The 21,589-nt window shown below is 67.2% G+C and carries 21 protein-coding genes; 15 read left to right on the forward strand and 6 right to left on the reverse strand.

Annotation, left to right across the window (positions count from 1 at the left end):
• Nucleotides 1–77 precede the first annotated feature (77 nt).
• Entirely contained in the window at nucleotides 78–611 is a 534-nt protein-coding gene (locus ACWDU4_RS23495; RefSeq protein ID WP_450116344.1) for an NUDIX hydrolase, read from the reverse strand.
• Nucleotides 612–646: 35 nt separating this feature from the next.
• Here ACWDU4_RS23495 and ACWDU4_RS23500 point away from each other — a divergent pair, with 35 nt between their 5' ends.
• Nucleotides 647–1,030, forward strand: a complete 384-nt coding sequence (locus tag ACWDU4_RS23500; RefSeq protein ID WP_450116345.1) for a nitroreductase family deazaflavin-dependent oxidoreductase — start codon at nucleotides 647–649, stop codon at nucleotides 1,028–1,030.
• 383 nt (nucleotides 1,031–1,413) lie between these two features.
• On the opposite strand, the gene ACWDU4_RS23505 is transcribed toward ACWDU4_RS23500, so the two are convergent.
• Complete coding sequence (locus tag ACWDU4_RS23505) at nucleotides 1,414–2,280, reverse strand: SIR2 family protein (protein ID WP_450116346.1); 867 nt, start codon at nucleotides 2,278–2,280, stop codon at nucleotides 1,414–1,416.
• On the reverse strand, nucleotides 2,277–3,293 hold the full coding sequence (locus ACWDU4_RS23510; RefSeq protein ID WP_450116347.1) for a ParA family protein: 1,017 nt from the start codon (nucleotides 3,291–3,293) through the stop codon (nucleotides 2,277–2,279). Before ACWDU4_RS23510 ends, ACWDU4_RS23505 begins: the two co-directional genes overlap by 4 nt.
• 557 nt (nucleotides 3,294–3,850) lie before the next feature.
• On the opposite strand from ACWDU4_RS23510, the gene ACWDU4_RS23515 reads away from it, so the two are divergent.
• From ACWDU4_RS23515 to ACWDU4_RS23570, 12 genes are all read left to right on the forward strand, one after another.
• The gene (locus ACWDU4_RS23515; RefSeq protein WP_450116348.1) at nucleotides 3,851–5,116 is read left to right on the forward strand and encodes a hypothetical protein; all 1,266 of its coding nucleotides are present in this window, start codon (nucleotides 3,851–3,853) and stop codon (nucleotides 5,114–5,116) included.
• A 199-nt stretch (nucleotides 5,117–5,315) separates the two neighbouring features.
• A complete protein-coding gene (gene dop / locus ACWDU4_RS23520; protein WP_450116349.1) occupies nucleotides 5,316–6,815 on the forward strand; it encodes a depupylase/deamidase Dop in 1,500 nt (499 codons plus the stop codon).
• A 151-nt stretch (nucleotides 6,816–6,966) separates the two neighbouring features.
• Nucleotides 6,967–7,161 carry a ubiquitin-like protein Pup gene (locus ACWDU4_RS23525; protein WP_450116350.1) on the forward strand — a complete coding sequence of 65 codons (195 nt, stop codon included), beginning with the start codon at nucleotides 6,967–6,969 and terminating at the stop codon, nucleotides 7,159–7,161.
• Nucleotides 7,158–8,042 (forward strand): proteasome subunit beta, encoded by an 885-nt coding sequence (gene prcB, locus ACWDU4_RS23530; RefSeq protein ID WP_450116351.1) that lies wholly within the window; start codon nucleotides 7,158–7,160, stop codon nucleotides 8,040–8,042. The genes ACWDU4_RS23525 and prcB overlap by 4 nt, the downstream gene beginning before the upstream one ends.
• Complete coding sequence (prcA, locus tag ACWDU4_RS23535) at nucleotides 8,039–8,836, forward strand: proteasome subunit alpha (protein WP_450116352.1); 798 nt, start codon at nucleotides 8,039–8,041, stop codon at nucleotides 8,834–8,836. Before prcB ends, prcA begins: the two co-directional genes overlap by 4 nt.
• Nucleotides 8,837–9,031: 195 nt before the next feature.
• Nucleotides 9,032–10,390 carry a Pup--protein ligase gene (gene pafA, locus ACWDU4_RS23540; RefSeq protein ID WP_450116353.1) on the forward strand — a complete coding sequence of 453 codons (1,359 nt, stop codon included), beginning with the start codon at nucleotides 9,032–9,034 and terminating at the stop codon, nucleotides 10,388–10,390.
• Between the two features lie 26 nt (nucleotides 10,391–10,416).
• Nucleotides 10,417–11,403, forward strand: coding sequence for a helix-turn-helix transcriptional regulator (locus tag ACWDU4_RS23545; RefSeq protein ID WP_450116354.1), 987 nt, complete (start codon nucleotides 10,417–10,419; stop codon nucleotides 11,401–11,403).
• On the forward strand, nucleotides 11,400–12,368 hold the full coding sequence (locus tag ACWDU4_RS23550; protein ID WP_450116355.1) for a helix-turn-helix transcriptional regulator: 969 nt from the start codon (nucleotides 11,400–11,402) through the stop codon (nucleotides 12,366–12,368). The genes ACWDU4_RS23545 and ACWDU4_RS23550 overlap by 4 nt, the downstream gene beginning before the upstream one ends.
• Before the next feature lie 72 nt (nucleotides 12,369–12,440).
• Nucleotides 12,441–12,695, forward strand: a complete 255-nt coding sequence (gene tatA / locus ACWDU4_RS23555; protein WP_450116356.1) for a Sec-independent protein translocase subunit TatA — start codon at nucleotides 12,441–12,443, stop codon at nucleotides 12,693–12,695.
• Between the two features lie 74 nt (nucleotides 12,696–12,769).
• Complete coding sequence (tatC, locus tag ACWDU4_RS23560) at nucleotides 12,770–13,693, forward strand: twin-arginine translocase subunit TatC (RefSeq protein ID WP_450116357.1); 924 nt, start codon at nucleotides 12,770–12,772, stop codon at nucleotides 13,691–13,693.
• A 108-nt stretch (nucleotides 13,694–13,801) separates the two neighbouring features.
• Nucleotides 13,802–16,492 (forward strand): DEAD/DEAH box helicase, encoded by a 2,691-nt coding sequence (locus ACWDU4_RS23565; protein ID WP_450116358.1) that lies wholly within the window; start codon nucleotides 13,802–13,804, stop codon nucleotides 16,490–16,492.
• Between the two features lie 112 nt (nucleotides 16,493–16,604).
• Nucleotides 16,605–17,474, forward strand: a complete 870-nt coding sequence (locus ACWDU4_RS23570; protein ID WP_450116359.1) for a DUF4333 domain-containing protein — start codon at nucleotides 16,605–16,607, stop codon at nucleotides 17,472–17,474.
• Between the two features lie 9 nt (nucleotides 17,475–17,483).
• Here the strand turns inward: ACWDU4_RS23570 and ACWDU4_RS23575 are convergent, their stop codons facing one another.
• Nucleotides 17,484–18,431 (reverse strand): 5'-3' exonuclease, encoded by a 948-nt coding sequence (locus ACWDU4_RS23575; protein ID WP_450116360.1) that lies wholly within the window; start codon nucleotides 18,429–18,431, stop codon nucleotides 17,484–17,486.
• Nucleotides 18,432–18,469: 38 nt separating this feature from the next.
• On the opposite strand from ACWDU4_RS23575, the gene ACWDU4_RS23580 reads away from it, so the two are divergent.
• Both ACWDU4_RS23580 and ACWDU4_RS23585 read left to right on the forward strand, forming a co-directional pair.
• Nucleotides 18,470–19,603 (forward strand): M24 family metallopeptidase, encoded by a 1,134-nt coding sequence (locus tag ACWDU4_RS23580; RefSeq protein ID WP_450116361.1) that lies wholly within the window; start codon nucleotides 18,470–18,472, stop codon nucleotides 19,601–19,603.
• A gap of 76 nt (nucleotides 19,604–19,679) precedes the next feature.
• Nucleotides 19,680–20,636 (forward strand): R2-like ligand-binding oxidase, encoded by a 957-nt coding sequence (locus ACWDU4_RS23585; RefSeq protein ID WP_450116362.1) that lies wholly within the window; start codon nucleotides 19,680–19,682, stop codon nucleotides 20,634–20,636.
• 7 nt (nucleotides 20,637–20,643) lie between these two features.
• On the opposite strand, the gene ACWDU4_RS23590 is transcribed toward ACWDU4_RS23585, so the two are convergent.
• Nucleotides 20,644–21,093 (reverse strand): hypothetical protein, encoded by a 450-nt coding sequence (locus tag ACWDU4_RS23590; protein ID WP_450116363.1) that lies wholly within the window; start codon nucleotides 21,091–21,093, stop codon nucleotides 20,644–20,646.
• 79 nt (nucleotides 21,094–21,172) lie between these two features.
• Nucleotides 21,173–21,586 (reverse strand): pyridoxamine 5'-phosphate oxidase family protein, encoded by a 414-nt coding sequence (locus ACWDU4_RS23595; RefSeq protein WP_450116364.1) that lies wholly within the window; start codon nucleotides 21,584–21,586, stop codon nucleotides 21,173–21,175.
• Nucleotides 21,587–21,589 lie beyond the last annotated feature (3 nt).

The following is a 21,589-nucleotide window of genomic DNA, read 5'->3' on the forward strand; positions in this document are numbered from 1 at the left end:
CAACGGGAATCCCGTTGCACCCCACCGACGTCTGTGCCGCATGCCGGTCGCGGGAACGCCATCGCCGAACGCGTGCCTCACCACACCGTTCCGGTCAGGAGCGCCCGGGTGTCCGGCACGAACGGCCACGACGGGTCCGTGAGATGGGCGCGCAGTTGCGCGTCGGTCCACCACCAGCCGTCCACGATTTCGCTCGGCTGGTGCACGACGGGGCCGTCCCAGCGGCCTTCGAACGCGAACAGGTGGCAGCGCAGGGGCTTTCCGTTCCACACGCCGTCCCAGGAGACCTGGGCCAAGGGAGAGAGTGCGATGTCCCGCACCCCCAGCTCCTCGCCGAGTTCGCGGGCAGCGGTCGCCGCGGGTGTCTCGCCCGGGTCGACGACGCCGCCGGCGAGGCAGTCGTGCATGCCGGCGAAGACCGCCTTGTCGGGGGAGCGGCGGTGCACGTAGATCCGGGCGCCGTCGAGCGAGCGCAACAGCACCCCTGAGCTCGCGTGCCACAGCCCCTCTGCGTACACGCGGGACCTCGGCGCGGTGCCGGTTTCGTTGCCGTCGGCGTCGTACACGGTGACGATCTCGTCGCGGGGGAGATCGTCGGTCGCCTGATCCATCGTTTCATCGTGTCACGTGGGGTTAGGCTGGCCGAGTGCCACTTCCGAGAAGGCTCGCCCGCATCAACCGGGTGGTGACCAACCGCCTGGTACTGCCGGTCGCAGGCTGGCTGCCGGGATTCGCGATCGTGTTGCACCGAGGCCGCCGGACGGGCCGGCTGTACCGGACTCCCGTCAATTGCTTCCGGTACGGCGACGGTTACCGCTTCGGCCTCAGCTACGGTGCGGACAGTGACTGGGCACGCAACATCCTCGCCGCAGGCCACGTGGACATCACCACCCGGGGACACCTGGTGAGCCTGGTCGAGCCGCGACGGGGGAGCGACCCGCGCGCGGACTGGGCGCCCCTGCCGGTGCGCGTGGTGTTGCGCGCGATCCACGCGGACGCGTACCTGCAGTGTCGCCTCGAGCGAGGATGAGTGGCGCGCATTGCGGTTCCACATGTGTGTTTCCAGCATTGAGTTTGTACATTAGATTGGTCACCCCGCGGGTATATAGCGATCGGCGGACCATGCTGCAGTCATGAACGGGGTAGGACATTCGATTCGGCTAGGGATGAGTCTTCGTTGACTGCCAGTATAATTTCGGGGTGTTAGGTGCCAATCAACTCGATGACAGTCGAGTGCGATAACAGAGTCGACTGTGAGGTACTGATGAGCGCATACGAGGATATAATGCCTGCTGCAACATTCCGGGGTCTGGTGAACGGGTCAAGAGTGACTTCGTCGCCAAGGCGCTGCGTTGAAGAGTCCCAATAGCGAAGATTGCATTCGGTCCAACCCGGATTGGGCGCCGCGGACGCTCACTCTTGAACTGGTGAGTTTCTTGGATAGGACGCCAAATCCTTTAGCTTGGCTAGTCCGTCTGTGTGATCCTCAGCGACGCTGTATTCAATTGGAATCACACCGAACGCATCCTTGAGCATCTGCTTCTGGAAATCATCAAGTTCCGGCGTAAGAAGGTAGTGGGACGGTGTTTGTCCACGTCCACCCACCGTATTCTGCAGTAGCAGCCTTATGTCTGGATCGGTTAACGAATATCCGACGAACAGAATGACGCGAGTGAGAAATAATGCCTGGACAACCTCAAGGGCATGTCTACCCTTTACATGCATCGTCGAGTAATCGGTCTGCGTCAAAACGATGTTGTTTAGATCGTCAACGGATCCGTGGATCTTTACAAGTATTGGATCTCCTCGACGGACCTCTGGTCCGATTGTGTCCGATAGGTAGGTATGGACTTGATATCCAGATAGGGATGCTCGTTCAATGAGCCGATCGTAGTTTGTCGTGATGATTACATTTGGTTCGAGCATCATGAGCGCATCGTGCCATTCGTTTGGCATGTATGCAGAACTTCCGTTGCGCCCATCGGTAAGTTCGCGAATCTTCTGTTGTATGTCACGAATTCTTCCCTTCATGTGGGCCATGGTCGTGACTCGCTCGGCCGCTTCCAGTAGTGAGCCTGCTTGAAGGAGTTTCTCCACGTTCTCGTCTACGTTGGTGCTGCCGGATGCCTCCTTGGAGAGTTCCCTAATCAGAGAACTCCAACTTGGAGGGCGGCTACCGTCTGCGCTGCAGCTGTTCGTAGAAACGCCGGCGCCGATCACAAGGACAAGGTCATTTCGACGAATCGCGTTTATGACATCCTTTGGCCAGGACTGAGTCACCGCGCTTCTCCCATGTTCCCTGCAGTGCGTGCAAATATCTCAGAAAGCTGTTCTCTGTAGCGTTCCTGTTGATAAACTTGAGCTCCTCGAACTTCGTCTCCCGCCTTCAGATCTGCGATCGGCGCATGGGCGTTCTGCGCTAATGCCACCATTGAGAACATGTTTGGCACGACTCCAAGCTCGAAAGTTTCCGCTGTGGGCGCCGCGAATTGCTGGAGTTCGGCTGCGCGGGCTGGAATCTGCGCCTTGTAGCGGTCGTATGCAGCTGTAGGGCGAAGTTTCCCCCCAGATGAACGCGCAACGTACTGTTGCACTGTATATCCGACGTATCCATTTCGGAGATGTGCATCGCCAGGTAGACGTTTGATTGAGTCCGATGTCGGGTTCTTTTGAATCGTTCGTGCCATTGATTCCTTGTATTCACCGATCCATGACTTTATCCACTCTCCGATGTTCTCAAGCGCATAGAGGCTGAAAAGGTCGGCGGCGACCGGTGTGATGAAGTGTGTACATCCAATTAGGGCACTACGATTGAGTGCGCCGAGGCTTGGGCCCAAATCGACCACGACAAGATCGTGAGGAAGGGTTTCGCGAAGTGTGGACATCCAGTTCGTACGGCGGGCTCCTCCGATTTGTTCTCCCTGCAGGTCGATCCATGCCCGGCTGAGATGGTCTTCGGTTCTGGACAGCGAGGGGTGTCCAGCAAGAACGTCAACAGCGAATCGATCGCCGTGGGTGATGCTGATATCCGTATCTACGGTGGAATCGCCTTCTAGAATCTGGGTGAAGGCCTTCAGTACTGTCTCCGCAGGACTAGATGTAGCGTTATCGTATAGTTCTTCCCATTTTTGTTCGGACAACAACAGCTGCGTTGCGTTCGCCTGCGGGTCTAAATCGATTACGAGTGTTTTTAGGCCCAGTTCCGTCGATGCGTAGTGTGCGAAGTTGCATGCAAGCGTCGTCTTTCCGACCCCTCCCTTGTTGTTGAAGAATGCAAGGGTACGTTTGGTCATTCAATACTCCGTTTCCAGTCCCAGGGCGTCTTAGCCTGTGATGCCGGCTTGACTCTAGCGTCGATCATTCGCAACGCCGTGGGTACGTGCTTTCCGATTGAAAGCGTGGAGCATCTCAGGCAGTAGAGCTGGCGTGTTTCCTGCTTGAATCGCACCACGGTTCGTGCAAAGAATCGGCGGGGTTCGTCTGCGCCTGTCCGAGGATCTGCGGGGCGACGGGCGTCGGGCTTCAACGGGTAGTCGCCGCCGATTGCTACGTGTATCCAGGTCGCAATCGGCTCCTCAGTTGCAATGTGCGCGAGCCGCTCACGCTATATGTAACCACCGATGGCAGCATCGCTCAGGCGTACGAGTCGGGGACGGCCAGGACCGGTATTCGTCCACTATTGGGCGGCCGGTTCGTACCGTGCCAGTGGCGGATATCGACGGGCGACGCCCTGCTGTGCCGCTTTAAGCACAGATCGTCCCCGACCCGCGGAAACCGCAAACCGGCGACCGCTCGCGCGTTACGGTTAACGGGCTCGTGTTCTGCTCGCTTCGGAAGAAGGTGCAGCTCGATGAGATCGCACGGTCGAGGAGCAGGTGTGATCGGCGCGGTGCTGTTGGCGTGCGCCGCATTCGTCGCGGCGCCACCGCCGTCCGCGCAGGGGTTCGCCGAGGATGTCTGCTACACGGAGGACGGCGCTCCGGTCCACAACTGCGGTCCACTGCCGCCGCCCTGCCCGATCGACGATCCGTACGCGCCGGTGTGCGGTCTGCAGGCGTTCGGGGTGTACGGATACACCTTGCGGCGGCCGCTCGGTGGCCGGAGCCTGGTGCACACGGACTCGACGTACATCATCGCCCGCAGCGTCGGGTTCTCGGAGCGTGACGCGTACTGGATCGCGGCGTACGACGAGGCGACCGACCTCGGGTCGTTCACGCCCCGGGACGTCGACGGCAGGCTCGTTCCCGATGCCGGGGCGCTCACAACCAGGGACATCAGTGGGCTCGTGCGGACACATTTCGCCACCGGCGGGTTCCTGTTCCACTTCCTGCCGACGATGCGCGGACCGTCCGACCCGGTACCCGACGGCCTGCATCCCGACGTCGGTGATCCGCGGCACGAGGTCATGCTCACGCACCTTCGTCGCTGGGCGATGGCGGGGCCGGGAAGTGACGCGCCACTGTGCACGGGCGGTTTCACGAACCCATCGGCAGGCGGCGACTACGCCACTGGTGCAACGTGTTACGGAGGTGCGCAGCCGGTACCGATCAATGGTGAGTACAGCGTGGTGACGCCGGCCGCGATCCCGTTCACCAACGAGACGGGGGAGCAGGTCGTGTCCGGCACGGTCCGGTCGTCGCAGTTCGACTCCTGGATCGGCGACAACGCCTGGAATGCGCGGGTCGGTGTCTATCTCCACGCGCTTGGTGATCGCATCTCGCACCACGCCTGCACCGACGTGGGGACGATCGTGCCGCCGGGACCGGATCTGCCGGGGTTTCGCATCGATCTGAACGTACCCAGCTGCGACCAGGGGCCACACGCGCTGCGGCACGAGTACGAGACGGGTGTGGACTTCGCCGGGCTCGAGCCGGGGGACAGGACGACCGAGGCGACCCTGTCGATGGTGTACGACGAACTGGTGGCGTTCGCGAGGGTTCGCGGCACGCTCGACCAGCGCGCGACCGCGCCAGAGGCGAAGGCCGCGCTGGTGGGCGGCGGGTTGGTGCCTGCGCTCGAGATCCGCGACCCGGTCGCACGGTTGACCGCGGTGGTCGGCGTCGGTTGCAGGGCAGGGGTTCCGCCCTTCCCGGGCAACCCGGCGTGCCGCGGGTGAGCACGTGGTGAAGCCTTCGGCACCTTTCTTCTGCTCGAGACGCACCGACAATTCACCTGCAATAATGTCATAACGCAACTTATCGGCACTTAAACCGGTGCCGGAAAATCCAGCACCGCGCCTTCTACAACAGCTTCAGGCACCGGGGCGGGGGCGGGCACCCCGATGCACAGGCGCCCGAGGATCTAGGCTCGACGCCATGCAGCGGATCATCGGTATCGAGGTCGAGTACGGAATTTCGTCCCCGTCGGAGCCGACGGCGAACCCCATTCTGACCTCAACGCAGGCGGTGCTCGCGTACGCGGCGGCGGCCGGCGTCCCGCGGGCCAAGCGAACCCGCTGGGACTACGAGGTGGAGTCGCCATTGCGCGACGCACGAGGCTTCGACCTCGGGCGGTTCAACGGCCCGGCGCCGGTGATCGACGCCGACGAGGTCGGTGCCGCCAACATGATCCTCACCAACGGTGCCCGGCTGTATGTGGACCACGCGCACCCCGAGTACTCGGCCCCGGAGGTCACCGATCCACTGGACGCGGTGATCTGGGACAAGGCGGGGGAGCGAGTGATGGAGGCCGCGGCCCGGCACGCCTCGAGCGTCCCCGGCGCGCCGCGCTTGCAGCTGTACAAGAACAACGTGGACGGCAAGGGTGCGTCGTACGGCACCCACGAGAACTACCTGTGCTCGCGGGAGACGCCGTTCACGGCGATCATCGCCGGCCTGACACCGTTCTTCGCCTCCCGTCAGGTGATCTGCGGATCAGGCCGCGTCGGCGTCGGGCAGTCCGGCGACGAGGCCGGTTTCCAGCTCTCGCAGCGGGCCGACTACATCGAGGTCGAGGTCGGGCTGGAGACGACGCTCAAGCGCGGCATCATCAACACCCGCGACGAGCCGCACGCCGACGCCGAGAAGTACCGCCGCCTGCACGTGATCATCGGTGACGCGAACCTCGCCGAATGGTCGACGTATCTCAAGGTCGGCACCACCGCCCTTGTTCTCGACCTGATCGAGGCCGGGGTCGACCTGTCCGATCTTCAGCTCGCGCGGCCGGTCACCGCGGTGCACCAGATCAGCCACGATCCGACGCTCCGGCAGACGGTGGCGCTCTCCGACGGTCGCGAGATGACCGGTCTTGCACTGCAGCGGATCTACCACGAGCGGGTGGCCTCGTTCATCGAGCGGGAGGGATCCGACGATCCGCGTGCCGCGGACATCCTCGCCAAGTGGGCGACCGTGCTCGACCTGCTCGAGCGGGATCCGATGGAGTGCGCGCACCTGCTGGACTGGCCGGCGAAACTGCGGATCCTCGAAGGCTTCCGCAACCGTGAGGGACTGGCCTGGTCGGCGCCCAAACTGCACATGCTCGATCTGCAGTACTCGGACGTCCGCCTCGACAAGGGCCTGTACAACCGGCTCGTCGCACGCGGATCGATCGAGCGGCTGGTCAGCGAACAGCAGGTGCTGGACGCGATCCACAACCCGCCGACCGACACCCGCGCCTACTTCCGGGGCGAGTGCCTGCGCAGATTCGGTGCCGACATCGCGGCGGCGAGCTGGGACTCCGTGATCTTCGACCTGGGCCGGGACTCCCTGGTTCGGATCCCGACCCTGGAACCGCTGCGTGGCAGCAAGGCGCACGTCGGGGCGCTGCTGGAGGCGGCGGATTCGGCGGCGGACCTCGTGGATCAGCTGACGACCTGACAATCGCCCGAAGACGCGACGGAGAAACGTCGCAGTGTCGTGGACGTGAAGCGTCACAGTGTCGTGCGCGATCGGTAGGGTGAAGGTCCGAGCACGAGCGCACACTGGGTGTGCGGGATGCAGTGCAAGAGCAACGAGGAGGTCGGCGGCTATGGCGCAGGAGCAGACCAAACGCGGCGGCGGTGGCGACGACGACGATGCCCCCATCGGTGACGGTGGTGCGGGACAGGAACGTCGGGAGAAGCTCGCAGAGGACACGGACGACCTGCTCGACGAAATCGACGACGTGCTTGAGGAGAACGCCGAGGACTTCGTGCGCGCGTACGTGCAAAAGGGCGGCCAGTGACGCCGGATTCCCCGGCGACGCGTACGACGATGGGGGGCGGGGTGCTGCGGTTCGATTCGCAGCTGTCCTCGTTCACCGAGCATCTGCGTGTCCATGCGCCGGAACTGTTGCCGGAGAACCGATTCGATCTCGGGGCAAACGGAGGTAGGGGTGAGCCGATGACGGGTCGTCCGGACATCGCCCCACACGGCACGACGATCGTTGCACTGACCTTCGCCGGCGGTGTCCTCATCGCCGGCGATCGCCGCGCGACGATGGGCAACCTGATCGCCAGCCGGGACGTCGAGAAGGTGTACGTCACCGATGACTACTCCGCCGCCGGGATCGCCGGTACGGCGGGCATCGCGATCGAGCTGGTGAGACTCTTCGCCGTCGAACTCGAGCACTACGAGAAGATCGAGGGCGTTCCGCTCACCTTCGACGGCAAGGCCAACCGGCTGTCGTCGATGGTCCGGGGCAATCTCGGAGCCGCGATGCAGGGGTTGTCCGTGGTGCCGCTTCTCGTCGGATACGACCTCGACGGAGCGGAACCGGCCAAGGCCGGGCGGATCGTGTCCTACGACGTCGTCGGTGGACGGTACGAGGAGAAGGCCGGGTACCACGCGGTCGGTTCGGGTTCGCTGTTCGCGAAATCGGCGCTGAAGAAGATCTACGATCCGGACGCCGACGAGGCGGGTGCCATGCGGGCAGCCGTCGAAGCGCTCTACGACGCAGCCGACGACGACTCCGCGACGGGTGGACCGGATCTGACCCGTGGCATCTTCCCGACCGCGGTGGTGATCACCGACGCCGGCGCCGTGGAGGTTCCCGAGAGCCGGCTCGCCGAATTCGCCCGCGCCGTCATCGCCGACCGCACCAAGGAAGCAGGTGACACGCCGTGACGATGCCGTACTACGCCTCCGCCGAGCAGATCATGCGGGATCGCTCGGAGCTGGCGCGCAAGGGTATTGCCCGCGGTCGCAGCGTCATCTCGCTGACCTATGCGGACGGTGTGCTGTTCGTGGCGGAGAACCCGTCGTCGTCGCTGCACAAGGTCAGCGAGCTGTACGACCGGCTCGGTTTCGCCGCCGTCGGGAAGTACAACGAGTTCGAGAGCCTGCGGCGCTCGGGCATCATGCATGCCGACATGCGCGGCTACTCGTACGACCGCCGCGACGTCACCGGTAGATCCCTGGCCAATGCGTACGCGCAGACGCTCGGCACGATCTTCACCGAGCAGCCGAAGCCGTACGAGGTGGAGCTCTGTGTCGCCGAGGTCGGGCGGGCGGGGCAGGACCACCACGCGCAGCTGTACCGGATCACCTACGACGGCTCGATCGTCGACGAGCAGCAGTTCGTCGTGATGGGTGGCGCGACCGAGCCGATTCTGACCGCATTGAAGGAGTCGTACCGGCCGGGCCTGCCGCTGGCCGAAGCGGTCGCGGTCGCGGTCGACGCGTTGCAGGTCGGGACCGCGCCGCCCGGCAACGGTGAGGCCGAACGGCGGCGCATCGGGGTCGGTGCCCTCGAGGTGGCCGTGCTGGACCAGACCCGCCCGCGGCGCGCGTTCAAGCGGATCACCGGGGCGGCGCTGTCGGCACTGCTGCCCGCCGAACCCGCGGCACCGGCTGCCGAGGCCGCGCCGGAGCCGGGAACGGAAGCCACGGGACCGGCGGCGGGCCCCGACGCGGGCTGACCCGACCCCTCGAACGTTTCGGCCCCGGTGGATCATCGCCGGGGCCGAAACGCGTCCGGACCGCCCGGTCTTTCGTCACGGGTCGTGTCTGTACCGAGACATCACCGAAATGCACGGCGGCAGCGGCGAAGTCACGCGGAATGTCGATGGCCGGTGCACCGGCCGCGGAGGGCTTCGGCGTTGTACTGTCGAAGTGTGCAGCGACGAATCATGGGAATCGAGACCGAGTTCGGGGTGACGTGTACTTTTCACGGTCACCGTCGACTCAGCCCGGACGAGGTGGCGCGATACCTGTTCCGGAGAGTCGTCTCGTGGGGGCGGAGCTCCAACGTCTTCCTCCGCAACGGTGCCCGGTTGTATCTCGACGTGGGATCGCATCCGGAGTACGCGACGGCCGAGTGCGACGGGCTGGCCCAACTCGTCACGCACGATCGCGCCGGTGAGCGTGTCCTCGAGGATCTTCTCGTCGACGCCGAACAGCGGCTCACCGAGGAGGGCATCGGTGGGGACATCTACCTGTTCAAGAACAACACCGACTCGGCAGGCAATTCGTACGGCTGTCACGAGAACTTCCTGGTGGTCCGCGCGGGGGAGTTCTCCCGAATCTCGGACGTCCTGCTCCCGTTCCTGGTCACGCGGCAGCTGATCTGCGGCGCGGGCAAGGTTCTGCAGACTCCGAAGTCGGCGACCTTCTGCCTGTCCCAGCGTGCGGAGCACATCTGGGAGGGTGTGTCCTCGGCGACGACCCGTTCCCGCCCCATCATCAACACGCGCGACGAGCCGCACGCGGATGCCGAGAAGTACCGCCGGCTCCACGTCATCGTCGGTGACTCGAACATGTCCGAGACCACCACGATGCTCAAGGTCGGCTCCGCGGCGCTGGTGCTGGAGATGATCGAGGCCGGGGTCTCGTTCCGCGACTTCGCGCTCGACAACCCGATCCGCGCGATCCGCGAGGTCAGCCACGACCTGACCGGCCGCAGGCCCGTCCGCCTCGCGGGCGGCAGGCAGGCGAGCGCGCTGGACATTCAGCGCGAGTACCACGCGCGCGCGGTCGAGCACCTGCGCAACCGGGAACCCGACGCTCAGGTCGAGCAGGTCGTGGAACTGTGGGGCCGGGTGCTCGACGCCGTCGAGTCCCAGGACTTCGCGAAGGTCGACACCGAGGTCGACTGGGTGATCAAGCGCAAGTTGTTCCAGCGGTACCAGGACAAGCACAACCTGGATCTGGCCGATCCGCGGATCGCGCAGCTCGACCTCGCCTACCACGACATCAAGCGTGGACGTGGCGTGTTCGATCTCCTGCAGCGCAAGGGCCTGGCCAAGCGGGTCACCGAGGACGAGCAGATCGACGCCGCGGTGAACACGCCACCGCAGACCACTCGCGCGAAGCTGCGCGGCGACTTCATCGCCGCGGCCCAGGACGCGGGACGCGACTTCACCGTCGACTGGGTGCACCTCAAGCTCAACGACCAGGCCCAGCGGACGGTGCTGTGCAAGGACCCGTTCCGGTCCGTCGACGAGCGGGTCGAGCGCCTGATCGCGTCGATGTAGTGGCGGTGCCGTTAGGCTGCTGATCCGTGGCGACCAGCAAAGTCGAACGGCTGATGAACCTAGTCATCTGCCTGCTCTCGACCCGGCAGTTCCTGACGGCGGACAAGATCCGTCAGAGCGTTGCGGGCTACAAGGAGTCGGTGAGCGACGAGGCGTTCAGCAGGATGTTCGAGCGGGACAAGAACGAACTGCGTGATCTCGGGGTTCCGCTCGAGACGGGACAGGCATCGCGGTTGGGCACCGTCGAGGGCTACCGGATCAGCCCCGAGGCGTACGCACTGCCGGAGATCGACCTCACCAGCGAGGAGTCGGCCGCGGTCGCCATCGCGGTGCGACTGCTCGAGTCCCCGGAACTGACGTCCGCCGCGCAGGGCGCCGTCCTGAAGCTGCGGGCCGCGGGCGTCGCGGTGGACCAGGAGTCGGCGTCCTCGTTGTTCACGGCACTGCCCGCGCGGGTCCGTGGCTCGGAGCCGGCACTCGAATCGGTGCTGGCCGCCATCGAGGCCGGTCAGGCGATCCGCTTCGAGCACCGGTCTGCCCCCAACGCGCCGCTGCGTACACGGACCCTCGAGCCGTGGGGTGTGGTCACCCACGACGGCCGGTGGTACGTGGTCGGTCACGACAAGGACCGCGATGCCACCCGCACGTTCCGGTTGTCCCGGATCGGGGAGCAGATCACCGCGTTCGGTCCCACGGGCGTCGTGCGCAAACCCGAAGGTACGGACCTGCGCGACATCGTCGGTCGCGCGGTCGGCACGGCGGGCGTGTCCGGCACCGCGACGGTGTGGGTGCGCGACGGCCGGGCGCAGGAACTGCGTCGCCTCGGTCAGCAGACGCGGGCCATGACGATCGGCGACCGGGCGGGTGCGGTGCTGGAGGTACCGGTCCGCTCCCGGGAATGGCTCGCACGATTGATCACGGGATATGGGGAGGATGCAGTGGCGCTGGCACCCGAGGCACTGCGCGCGGATGTCGTCGCGCGGCTGACCGTCGCGGCGGGTGAGGCGCGATGAGCCAGCGACTGTCGCAGCGGCTGTCGCGGCTGCTCAACATGGTGCCGTACTTCGTCGCCAATCCCGGGATCACGAAGAGTGAGGCCGCAGCGGAACTGGGGGTCACGGTCACGCAGCTGACCACCGACCTGAACCAGTTGTGGGTGTGCGGACTGCCGGGCTACGGCCCCGGCGACCTGATCGACCTGTCCTTCGAAGAGGAGACCGTCGCGGTCACGTTCTCCGCCGGGATCGACCGTCCCCTGCGGCTGACCTCGACGGAGGCGACCTCGATGCTGATCGCGCTGCGTGCGCTCGGGGACCTGCCGGGCACCGCGGATCCGTCCTCGGTCCAGGGCGCAATTGCGAAGATCGAGTCCGCGGCGGGAGTCGCGGCCGCCGGTGCGGTGACGCAGGCGGTCTCGGACCCGGGTCCGGAGAGCCCGGTGGTCGCGGCGGTGCGGTCCGCGGTCCGCCACGGGCGCGCACTCGACATCACCTACTTCTCGGCATCCCGGGACGCGGTGACCAGGCGGGTCGTCGATCCGATCCGGGTCGTCGCGGTCGACAATCACAGCTATCTGCAGGCGTGGTGCCGGCAGGCCGACGGCGTCCGGCTGTTCCGCTACGACCGGATCGACGCGGCCACCGAACTCGACGAGCCGGCGCGCGTCCCGGAGGACGCATACGACGAGTCCTCGGCGCTCGACCTGTTCCACGACGACGCAACTCTGCCCCAGGCGCGACTGCTGATCGCCCCGGACCACGCCTGGGTGATGGACTACTACCCGATGACGGACGTCGTGGTGGCCGCGGACGGGTCGGTCGAGGCATCGATGCGGTACGCGTCGCTGGACTGGATGGCCCGGCTGATGGCGGGGTTCGGCACCGGGGTCCGGGTACTGGGTCCGACGGAATTGTCCGAATCCATCCGGGCCCGTGCGCACGCCGCCCTGGAGATGTACCGGCAGCCGCTCGACAGCTGACTCCCAGCATTTGGGCCCGACGGGACCCCCGATGTCCGGTAGCATCGAGCCAACTGATCTCTGGAGGTAAAAATGGGTGCAATGAGCCCCTGGCACTGGGCCATTGTGGCGCTGGTCGTCGTGATCCTGTTCGGTTCGAAGAAGCTCCCCGACGCTGCCCGTGGTCTGGGCCGGTCCTTGCGGATCTTCAAGAGCGAGGTCAAGGAGATGCAGAACGACGGCGCGCCCGCCGCTGCCGCCCCGGCCCCGCCTGCGCAGTTGCCCGCGACGCCGGAGGTGCAGGCCACCGTGGTCGAGACCCCGCAGACCGAGATGAAGGCCTCGTAGGACGAACCACCGTGTGATCCCGGGGTGCATGGGCATCCCGGGGCGCAGCTGAGCAGAACCAAGGGCCCGAATCAGTGCGTATCCCCTTCGACCCGCGGCGCAGTCGGCGCCGGGTCAACCCAGACGGCACCATGTCGCTGGTCGATCATCTCTACGAGCTGCGGACACGGCTGCTGTGGTCGATCCTCGCGATCTTGGTCACAACGGTGTTCGGCTTCTTCTGGTACTCGCACCAGATCCTGGGCATCGACAGCCTCGGCGAGATCCTCCGCGGACCGTACTGTTCGCTGCCGTCGGAGTCTCGGGCCGCGCTCACCGAGGACGGCTCGTGCCGGCTCCTCGCGACAGCGCCGTTCGAGCAGTTCATGCTCCGCTTCAAGGTGGCGCTGACCGCCGGCATCGTCCTCGCGTGCCCCGTCTGGCTGTACCAGCTGTGGGCTTTCATCACGCCGGGTCTGTACTCCAAGGAACGCCGGTACGCCATCGGGTTCGTCTTCTCCGCCGCCGCCCTGTTCGTGTTCGGTGCGGTGCTCGCCTACCTCGTGGTGTCCAAGGCGCTGCACTTCCTGCTGACCATCGGTGGTGACGTTCAGGTCACCGCCCTCAGCGGTGCCGAGTACTTCGGCTTCGTGATCAACCTGCTGATCATCTTCGGTGTCAGCTTCGAGATCCCGCTGCTGATCGTGGCGCTGAACTTCGTCGGCATCCTGCCCTACGCCAAGCTCAAGGCGTGGCGGCGCGGCCTGATCATGGCGATGTTCGTGTTCGCGGCCATCGCCACCCCGGGGCAGGACCCGTTCTCGATGCTGGTGCTCGCAGTGGCGCTGACCGTCCTGCTGGAGATGGCCATCCAGATCGCTCGCCTCAATGACAGGCGGAAGGCTCGTAAGGACTCCGAGGGGTGGGGTGCCCTCGACGACGACGAGGCGTCCCCGCTCGACGCCGCCACCGACATCGCCGCACCCAGCCGGGTCAACGACTACTCGGACACGTTGTAGGTCCCACTCGTTCGGACGCACCGCGGCGCTTGCCCGCGGTGCGCCGGTCGGCGCGCCCATGCGGGCGGGTGAATTCCTGCGGACGGTCCCGGTCGATAGCCTTGCGGGGTGGAACTCGACGTATTCGCCGCCCAGCTGAGCTTCCCGCTGGACGGATTTCAGGTGGAGGCGTGTCGGGCACTGGAAGCCGGTCACGGAGTGCTGGTGTGCGCCCCGACCGGGGCGGGCAAGACGGTGATCGGCGAGTTCGCCGTGCACCTCGCGCTGGTGTCCGGGCACAAGTGCTTCTACACCACGCCGATCAAGGCGCTGAGCAACCAGAAGTACGCCGATCTGGTGGAGCGCTACGGCAAGGCATCGGTCGGCCTGCTCACCGGCGACGTGAGCATCAACTCGGACGCCCCGGTGGTCGTGATGACCACCGAGGTGCTCCGGAACATGCTGTACGCGGACTCGCCGACCCTGCGCGGACTGTCGCACGTCGTGATGGACGAGGTCCACTTCCTCGCCGACCGCTTTCGCGGCGCGGTGTGGGAGGAGGTGATCCTGCACCTGCCGGAGGACGTGCGCCTGGTCAGCCTGTCCGCGACGGTCAGCAACGCCGAGGAGTTCGGCGCCTGGATGGGGACCGTCCGCGGCGACACCGAGATCATCGTCGACGAGGTGCGACCGATCCCGCTGTGGCAGCACATGATGGTCGGCCGCCGACTGTTCGATCTGTTCGACACCACCGCCCAAGGCGCCGATCCGACGGCCCGGCTGGTCATCGACCGGGATCTGGTCCGGCACCTCAAGGAACGCCAGGCCCTCGACCGGTACGACACCTGGCAGCCGCGCGGCCGCGGTCGCGGTTCGGCGCCGAGTTCGGCGAACCGTCCGCTGCCGCGCCCGGAGGTGATCGCCCGCCTCGACGCGGAAGGGCTGTTGCCGGCGATCACGTTCATCTTCAGCCGGGCCGGGTGCGATGCCGCGGTGACGCAGTGCCTGCGGTCGCGGCTGCGGCTGACCACCGAGGACCAGGCCGACGAGATCGCCGCGATCATCGACAAGCACACCGGGGACCTGCCGAAGCACGATCTGTCGGTGCTCGGGTACTGGGAGTGGCGCGAGGGCTTGGAGCGGGGCATCGCCGGCCACCACGCGGGCATGCTGCCCGCGTTCCGGCACACGGTCGAGGAACTGTTCGTCAAGGGCCTCGTGCGCGCGGTGTTCGCCACCGAGACGCTCGCACTCGGCATCAACATGCCGGCCCGGACCGTCGTCCTCGAGCGACTCGTGAAGTACAACGGCGAGACCCACGCCGAGCTGACCCCGGGGGAGTACACCCAGCTCACGGGCCGGGCGGGGCGGCGCGGCATCGACATCGAGGGGCATGCGGTCGTGCTCTGGCAGCCCGGGGTCGAGGCCACCGAGGTCGCCGGCCTCGCGTCGACCCGCACCTTCCCCCTGCGCAGTTCGTTCCGGCCGTCCTACAACATGTCGATCAACCTGATCGACAGGATGGGCGCCGTCGAGGCGCGCTCGCTCCTGGAGCGATCCTTCGCGCAGTTCCAGGCGGACCGCTCGGTGGTCGGCCTGGTCCGGTCGATCGAGCGCGACGAGCAGGGACTCGTCGAGCTGCGTGACCAGTTGGGCGGGGAGGACAGTGAGTTCTTCGAGTACGCGCAGCTGCGCGAGCGGGTTCGGAACCGGGAGCGGCAGCTCGAACGGCAGGGCCGCACCGACCGTCGGCAGGACGCGGTGACCGCACTGACCTCGCTGCGCCGCGGTGACGTGATCGCGATCCCGACCGGGCGCCGGTCCGGTCTGGCCGTCGTCCTCGAGACGGACACCGATCCCCGTGATCCGCGGCCGCTGGTGCTGACCGAGGACAAGTGGGCGGGCCGGATCTCGGCGGCCGACTTCCCGTCGCCGGCGAAGGCACTCGGCAGTATGCGGCTGCCGCGGCACGTCGAGCACCGCACCGCCCGCACCCGCCGCGATCTGGCGTCGGCGCTTCGCAGCACCGGGATCGTCGCGCCCGGACGCTATTCGAAGCGGAAGTCCCCGGCCGCGAGCGACCGTGAGCTGGCGGCGTTGCGGCGTGCACTTCGCTCGCATCCCTGTCACACCGATCCGGACCGTGATCGGCTCAGCAGGATCGGCGAGCGGTACAACAAGCTGGCGCGGGAGATCGACAGCAAGCGGCAGAAGGTGGCGGCGACGACGAATTCGCTCGCCCGCACCTTCGATCGGATTCTGCGGCTGCTCGCCGAACGCGGATACACCGGATCCGACGGTGCGGTCACCGAGCAGGGGCACCGCCTGATGCGGCTGTACTCGGAGAGCGACCTGCTGGTCGCCGAGTGCCTGCGCAACGGGACGTGGAAGGGGCTGGCCCCCGCGGAACTGGCCGCGGTCGTCTCGGCGTTGGTGTTCGAGTCCCGGCAGGACGCGGCCACGGCGGATCGTGGTCCGACGGCGCCGATCCGCCACGCGCTCGGCGAGACGGTCCAGTTGTGGTCGGCGCTGCGCACCGACGAGGTCCGGCACAAGCTGCCGCTGACCCGCGAACCCGACTTCGGGTTCGTGTCCGCGATCCACAAGTGGGCGAGCGGAGGACCCCTCGTCGAGGCGCTGCTGGCCGCGGGCGACCGCGGGCAGGCGTTGTCGGCGGGCGACTTCGTGCGGTGGTGCCGTCAGGTGATCGACCTGCTGGACCAGGTGCACCAGACCGCGCCGGATGCCGAGGTGCGGTCGGCGGCGGCCAAGGCGGTCGGCGCGATCCGCCGCGGCGTGGTGGCGGTCGACGCAGCTTGATCGGCGGTTGTGTGATTGGATTCGCTCGCGCTCTGCCGCCACCCGGGGGTTCGTTGTACAGGGGTGGATACGGGGGATCGACAGTGCGAGCAGCGACGAGTGGAGGCAGCAGATGAGTGGCCTGGAGAGCGGTGGCGACACGGTCGGTGACCGTCCGCCCGCGGACGCCGATTCCGGTCAGCAGGCTCCGCCGCAGGCCGAGCAGGGCCAGGGCGAGCGCCCGGCCGATTCCGCACAGGCGCCGCAGGGTGTGCCGTCGGCGACGACCGTGCTTCCGCAACAGCCGTCGCCGCAGTGGGGCCAGCAGGCGTGGAGCGCGCCGCAGCAGTACGTTCCGCCCCAGTATTCGCAGCAGCCCGGGTATCCGCAGGCCCAGTATTCGGAAGCCCAGTACCAGCAGCAGTATCCGTACCCGGCCGGGCAGCAGTCCCAGTATCCGGGGCAGCAGCCGTACGGTCAGTACCAGCAGGCGCCGACGTCAGGGCAGTTCCCGCAGGCGGGATACCAGGCTCCGTACCCGCAGCCGGCGCAGTACCCGCAGGGGCCCCAGTACCCTCAGGGCGGCCAGTACCCGGCGCAGTATCCGCAACCGGGCTATCCGCAGCAGCCCGGGTATCCGCAGGGGCAGTTCCCGCAGCCGGCCGCGGCCGCCCCGAAGTCCAAGTTGCCGTTGTGGATCGGGATCGGCGTCTTGGCGGTGGTCGCGGTGATCGGCTTGATCGGCCTGTTCACTCGCGGCTTCGGCCTGGGGCTGACGACCACCCTGGACCGGTCGGCCGCCGAGAAGGGCGTCGTGCAGGTGCTGACCGGGACGTACGGACTCACCGAGGTCGATGACGTCGTGTGCCCGGCAGGCCAGGAGGTCGTCGAGGGCGGCACCTTCACCTGCACGCTCACGGTGAAGGGCCAGCCTCAGAAGGTGACGGTGACCTTCACCGACGAGGACGGCACCTACGAGGTGAGCCGGCCCACCTCGCGGTGACCGCTCGCCTCACCGGGCTGCCGCGAGTGCGGTCGTGAGGCGACCGATCGACGCGCCGATCTTCAGTTCCTCGGCGAGGGCGGACAGCCGGTCGGGGTCCGCAGGTGCCGTCGGCAGGGTGTCGGGCCCGGACAGCTCGACGGGTGCGTCGACCGCCACGCGCACCACCGGCAGTGCCGCGTCGAGATAGTCGGCGGACGCGGTGAGCTTGCCGCGCATCCCCTTGGCGAGGCCGGACGCCGGGTCGTCGACCGCGGCGCGCAGGGCCGCGACGGAGCCGTACTGGAGCAGCAGGGTGGACGCGGTCTTCTCGCCTACCCCCTTGACGCCGGGCAATCCGTCCGACGGGTCGCCGCGCAGCAGTGCGAGTTCGGCGTAGCCGGGGCCGGGCCGGTCCGCGGGCACACCGTACTTCTCGGCGACCTCGGCGGGGCCGAACAATTCGGCCTTCGACAGTCCCCGGCCGACGTACAGCACGCGCACTGGAACCGGGTCGTCGGAGACCACCTGCAGCAGGTCCCGGTCACCGCTGACGACGACGGTGGTGTCGTCGCGTTCGCGGGCGGCGAGGGTGCCGAGCACGTCGTCGGCCTCGAACCCGACGGCGCCGCCGGTGGCGATTCCCGCGGCGGCGAGCACGTCCATGATCATGTCGACCTGCGGGGTCAGGGTGTCGGGCACCTCTTCGACGTCCGGTCCGGCGTCGAGTTCCTCGGCGACCCGGTGCGCCTTGTAGGAGGGCACCAGGTCCACCCGGAACTGGGGACGCCAGTCGAGGTCCAGGCACACGACCAGTCGGCTCGGCTGGTGGCGGGTGATCAGCGCGGCGACCATGTCGGTGAATCCCCGGACCGCGTTGACCGGTCGCCCGTCGGCGGCCGTGAACGATTCGGGGAGCGCGTAATACGCGCGGAACCACAGGCTCGCGCCGTCGAGGAGTAGCAGGGGTCCGGTCATGGCGCCCATCCTGCCAAAGACCACTAGCCTTGACTGTCATGAGTGCACAGAGCGAGTCCGCAGCACGCTTTCCGACCACCGTCTACGCCGAGCGGTTGCGCCGGGCCGCCGAACTGACCGCGGCGTCCGGTCTGGACGCACTGCTGATCACACCGGGCCCCGACCTGAAGTACCTGGTGGGTTCGGGGGCGGCGTCGTTCGAACGCCTCACCTGCCTGGTCATCCCGGCGGACGGCACCGCGGCCTCGGTGGTGGTGCCGACGTTGGAGCTGGCCGGGCTGGCGGACTCCGCGATCGCGGATCTCGGCCTGGCCGTGCACGACTGGGTGGACGGCGTCGACCCGTACGCCCTCGTCGGGTCGCTGCTCCCGACTCCGGGTCGCACGGCGGTCGCGGAGGCGATGCCGGCGCTGCACGTGATTCCGCTGACGACCGCACTCGGGGCGCCGCCGGTGCTCGCGACGGGGGTGTTGCGGGAACTGCGAATGGTCAAGGACGAGGCGGAGATCGAGGCGTTGCGGAGGGCGGGTGCGGCGATCGACCGGGTGCACGCCCGGATGGGTGAGTTCCTGCGCGCCGGCCGCACCGAGGCCGAGGTGGCCGCCGACATCGCCTCGGCGATCGTCGAGGAAGGCCACTCCGCACCGGAATTCGTGATCGTCGGGTCGGGGCCGCACGGCGCGGACCCCCACCACGAGGTGTCCGACCGGGTCATCGAGTCCGGGGACGTCGTGGTGATCGACATCGGTGGTCCCGTCGCGCCGGGCTACAACTCGGACAGCACCCGTACCTACAGCATCGGGGAGCCGTCCGCGGAGGTCGCGGCGAAGTTCGCGGTCCTGGAGCGGGCGCAGCAGGCGGCGGTGGACGCGGTCCGGCCGGGGATCACCGCCGAAGCGGTGGACGCCGCGGCGCGGGACGTACTCGCCGCGGAAGGGCTCGCGCAGGTGTTCGTGCACCGTACGGGGCATGGCATCGGGTTGTCGGTCCACGAGGAGCCGTACATCGTCGCGGGCAACCGGATCGAGCTGGCGGAGGGGATGGCGTTCAGCATCGAGCCGGGGATCTACTTCCGTGGCGACTGGGGTGCCCGGATCGAGGACATCGTGGTCGTGACCGCGGATGGGTGCGAGTCGATGAACACCCGGCCGCACGGACTCACCGTGCTGTAGTCGGCTCCCGGCGGCACGGCACAGGCATAGGGTGTGACTCAGGTCACCATCCATTCCGTCGTGAGGACGTGCCGCCATGACCGCTACACCGCTCACCCGGCAGGGCTTCGGATCGATCAGGTCCGGCGGGCTCAACTGGGACGCCTTTCCGCTGCGCCTGTTCGCCAAGGGCAACGCGCACTTCTGGGACCCACTGACGATCGACTTCACCCAGGATGCGAAGGACTGGCAGGGCCTGACCAGCGAACAGCAGCGCAGCGCCACCTACCTGTGCACGCAGTTCATCGCCGGTGAGGAGGCTGTCACCGAGGACATCCAGCCGTTCATGAAGGCGATGTCCGCGGAGGGCCGGCTCGGCGACGAGATGTATCTGACGCAGTTCTGCTTCGAGGAGGCCAAGCACACCCAGGTGTTCCGGCTCTGGATGGACGCGGTCGGCCTGACCGGGGACCTGCACCCGTTCGTCGCCGAGAACCCCTACTACCGGCAACTGTTCTACGAGGAGCTGCCCGGCTCCCTGCGGATTCTCGAGACGGATCCGAGCCCGGCGAACCAGGTGCGCGCGTCAGTGACCTACAACCACGTCATCGAGGGCAGCCTCGCGTTGACCGGGTACTTCGCGTGGCAGAAGGTGTGCACCGAATGGAACATCCTGCCCGGCATGGTGGAGTTGATCCGGCTGATCGGCAACGACGAGCGCAGGCACATGGCGTGGGGCACATTCACCTGCCGCAGGCACGTGGCCGCGGACGACGGCAACTGGGATGTGGTCCAGCAGCGGATGGCGGAGCTCATGCCGCTTGCCCTGGGCCTGATCAACTGGGTCGACGACCAGTTCGAGGTACAGCCCTTCGGTCTCGACAACGACGAGTTCGTGGCCTACGCGGCGGACCGCGCGCAGCGGCGTCTCGGGGCGATCGAGTCGGCGCGCGGTCGCCCGGTCGAGGAGATCGACCTCGACTACACCCCGGAGGTGCTCGAGGAGCGCTTCGGGGCCGAGGACGCGGCGGCGTTCGAGGAGGCCGCCAAGTAGTGACGCGTCAGACGATGAAGTTGCCGAACGTCGGGTTCGTCTGACACAGCGGCAGGCTGCCGAGGTCGATCGTGCCGAACACCGTCGCCATCACCCTGCCGTGCCCGGTGTACACGGTCTTCGAGTAGTACGGGTAGGTGCCCTCGAGGTTCGCGATCCCGTTCTGGCCGGTGTCGTAGTTGACCCACGCGACGGTCACCTGACCGGCGGCCGGGATCGGCGGCGCGGCGGGGAAGCTCTGGAACCGGATCTCGCCGGGGTTGATTCCGGGTTCGGGCCCGGACTGCCCGGTGGCCCCGGTCAGCGACATGAGGCTGCCCTGGTTGGCGCAGCCGATGGTCAGGGCCGGCGGCCCGAACGGGTGTGGCGGCAGGGCCTGCGCCGCCGGGACCGACGCGAGGAGCGCGGCTGCCGCCGCCCCCACCAGGATCGAAACTCGAGTTGCTGTGCGTGTCATGACTGCCCCTCGGCTCGGGTGCCCCCGTAATCCGTACAACACTAGGCGCGGTTCCGGGGCGCCGTCGAGGGCCTGAGGCTCAGCGGCCGAGGAGCCCGGCCACCCCCAACGCACGCCGGACGTTGATCTCGATGACCACCCGGGTCGGGTTCTCGCGCGGCGGTCGGTACCGGCGCGTGTAGCGGGCGACGGCCTCCGCGACGTCGTCCGGGTCCGAACTGACCCGGGTGGTGCCCTCCAGGGTCAACCAGCGGGGTCCGTCGATCTGCGTGACCGCTCCGTACCCGCCACGCTCGGCATTGAGTGCCTTCTGCGATCCGGCGTTCGTGATCACCCTCGCCAGCATCCGCTCCGGATCCCAGGTGAACCCGACCGCGACCACGTGCGGGGTGCCGTCCCGGCGCAGGGTCGTCAGCGACGCCAGGTGCCGATCGGTGAGGAACGCGAGCGCCTCGGCGGTCAGGTCGGAGGGATCGAAGGGGGCACGGGCCATACC

The organism is Rhodococcus sp. NPDC003348, from assembly GCF_053589375.1.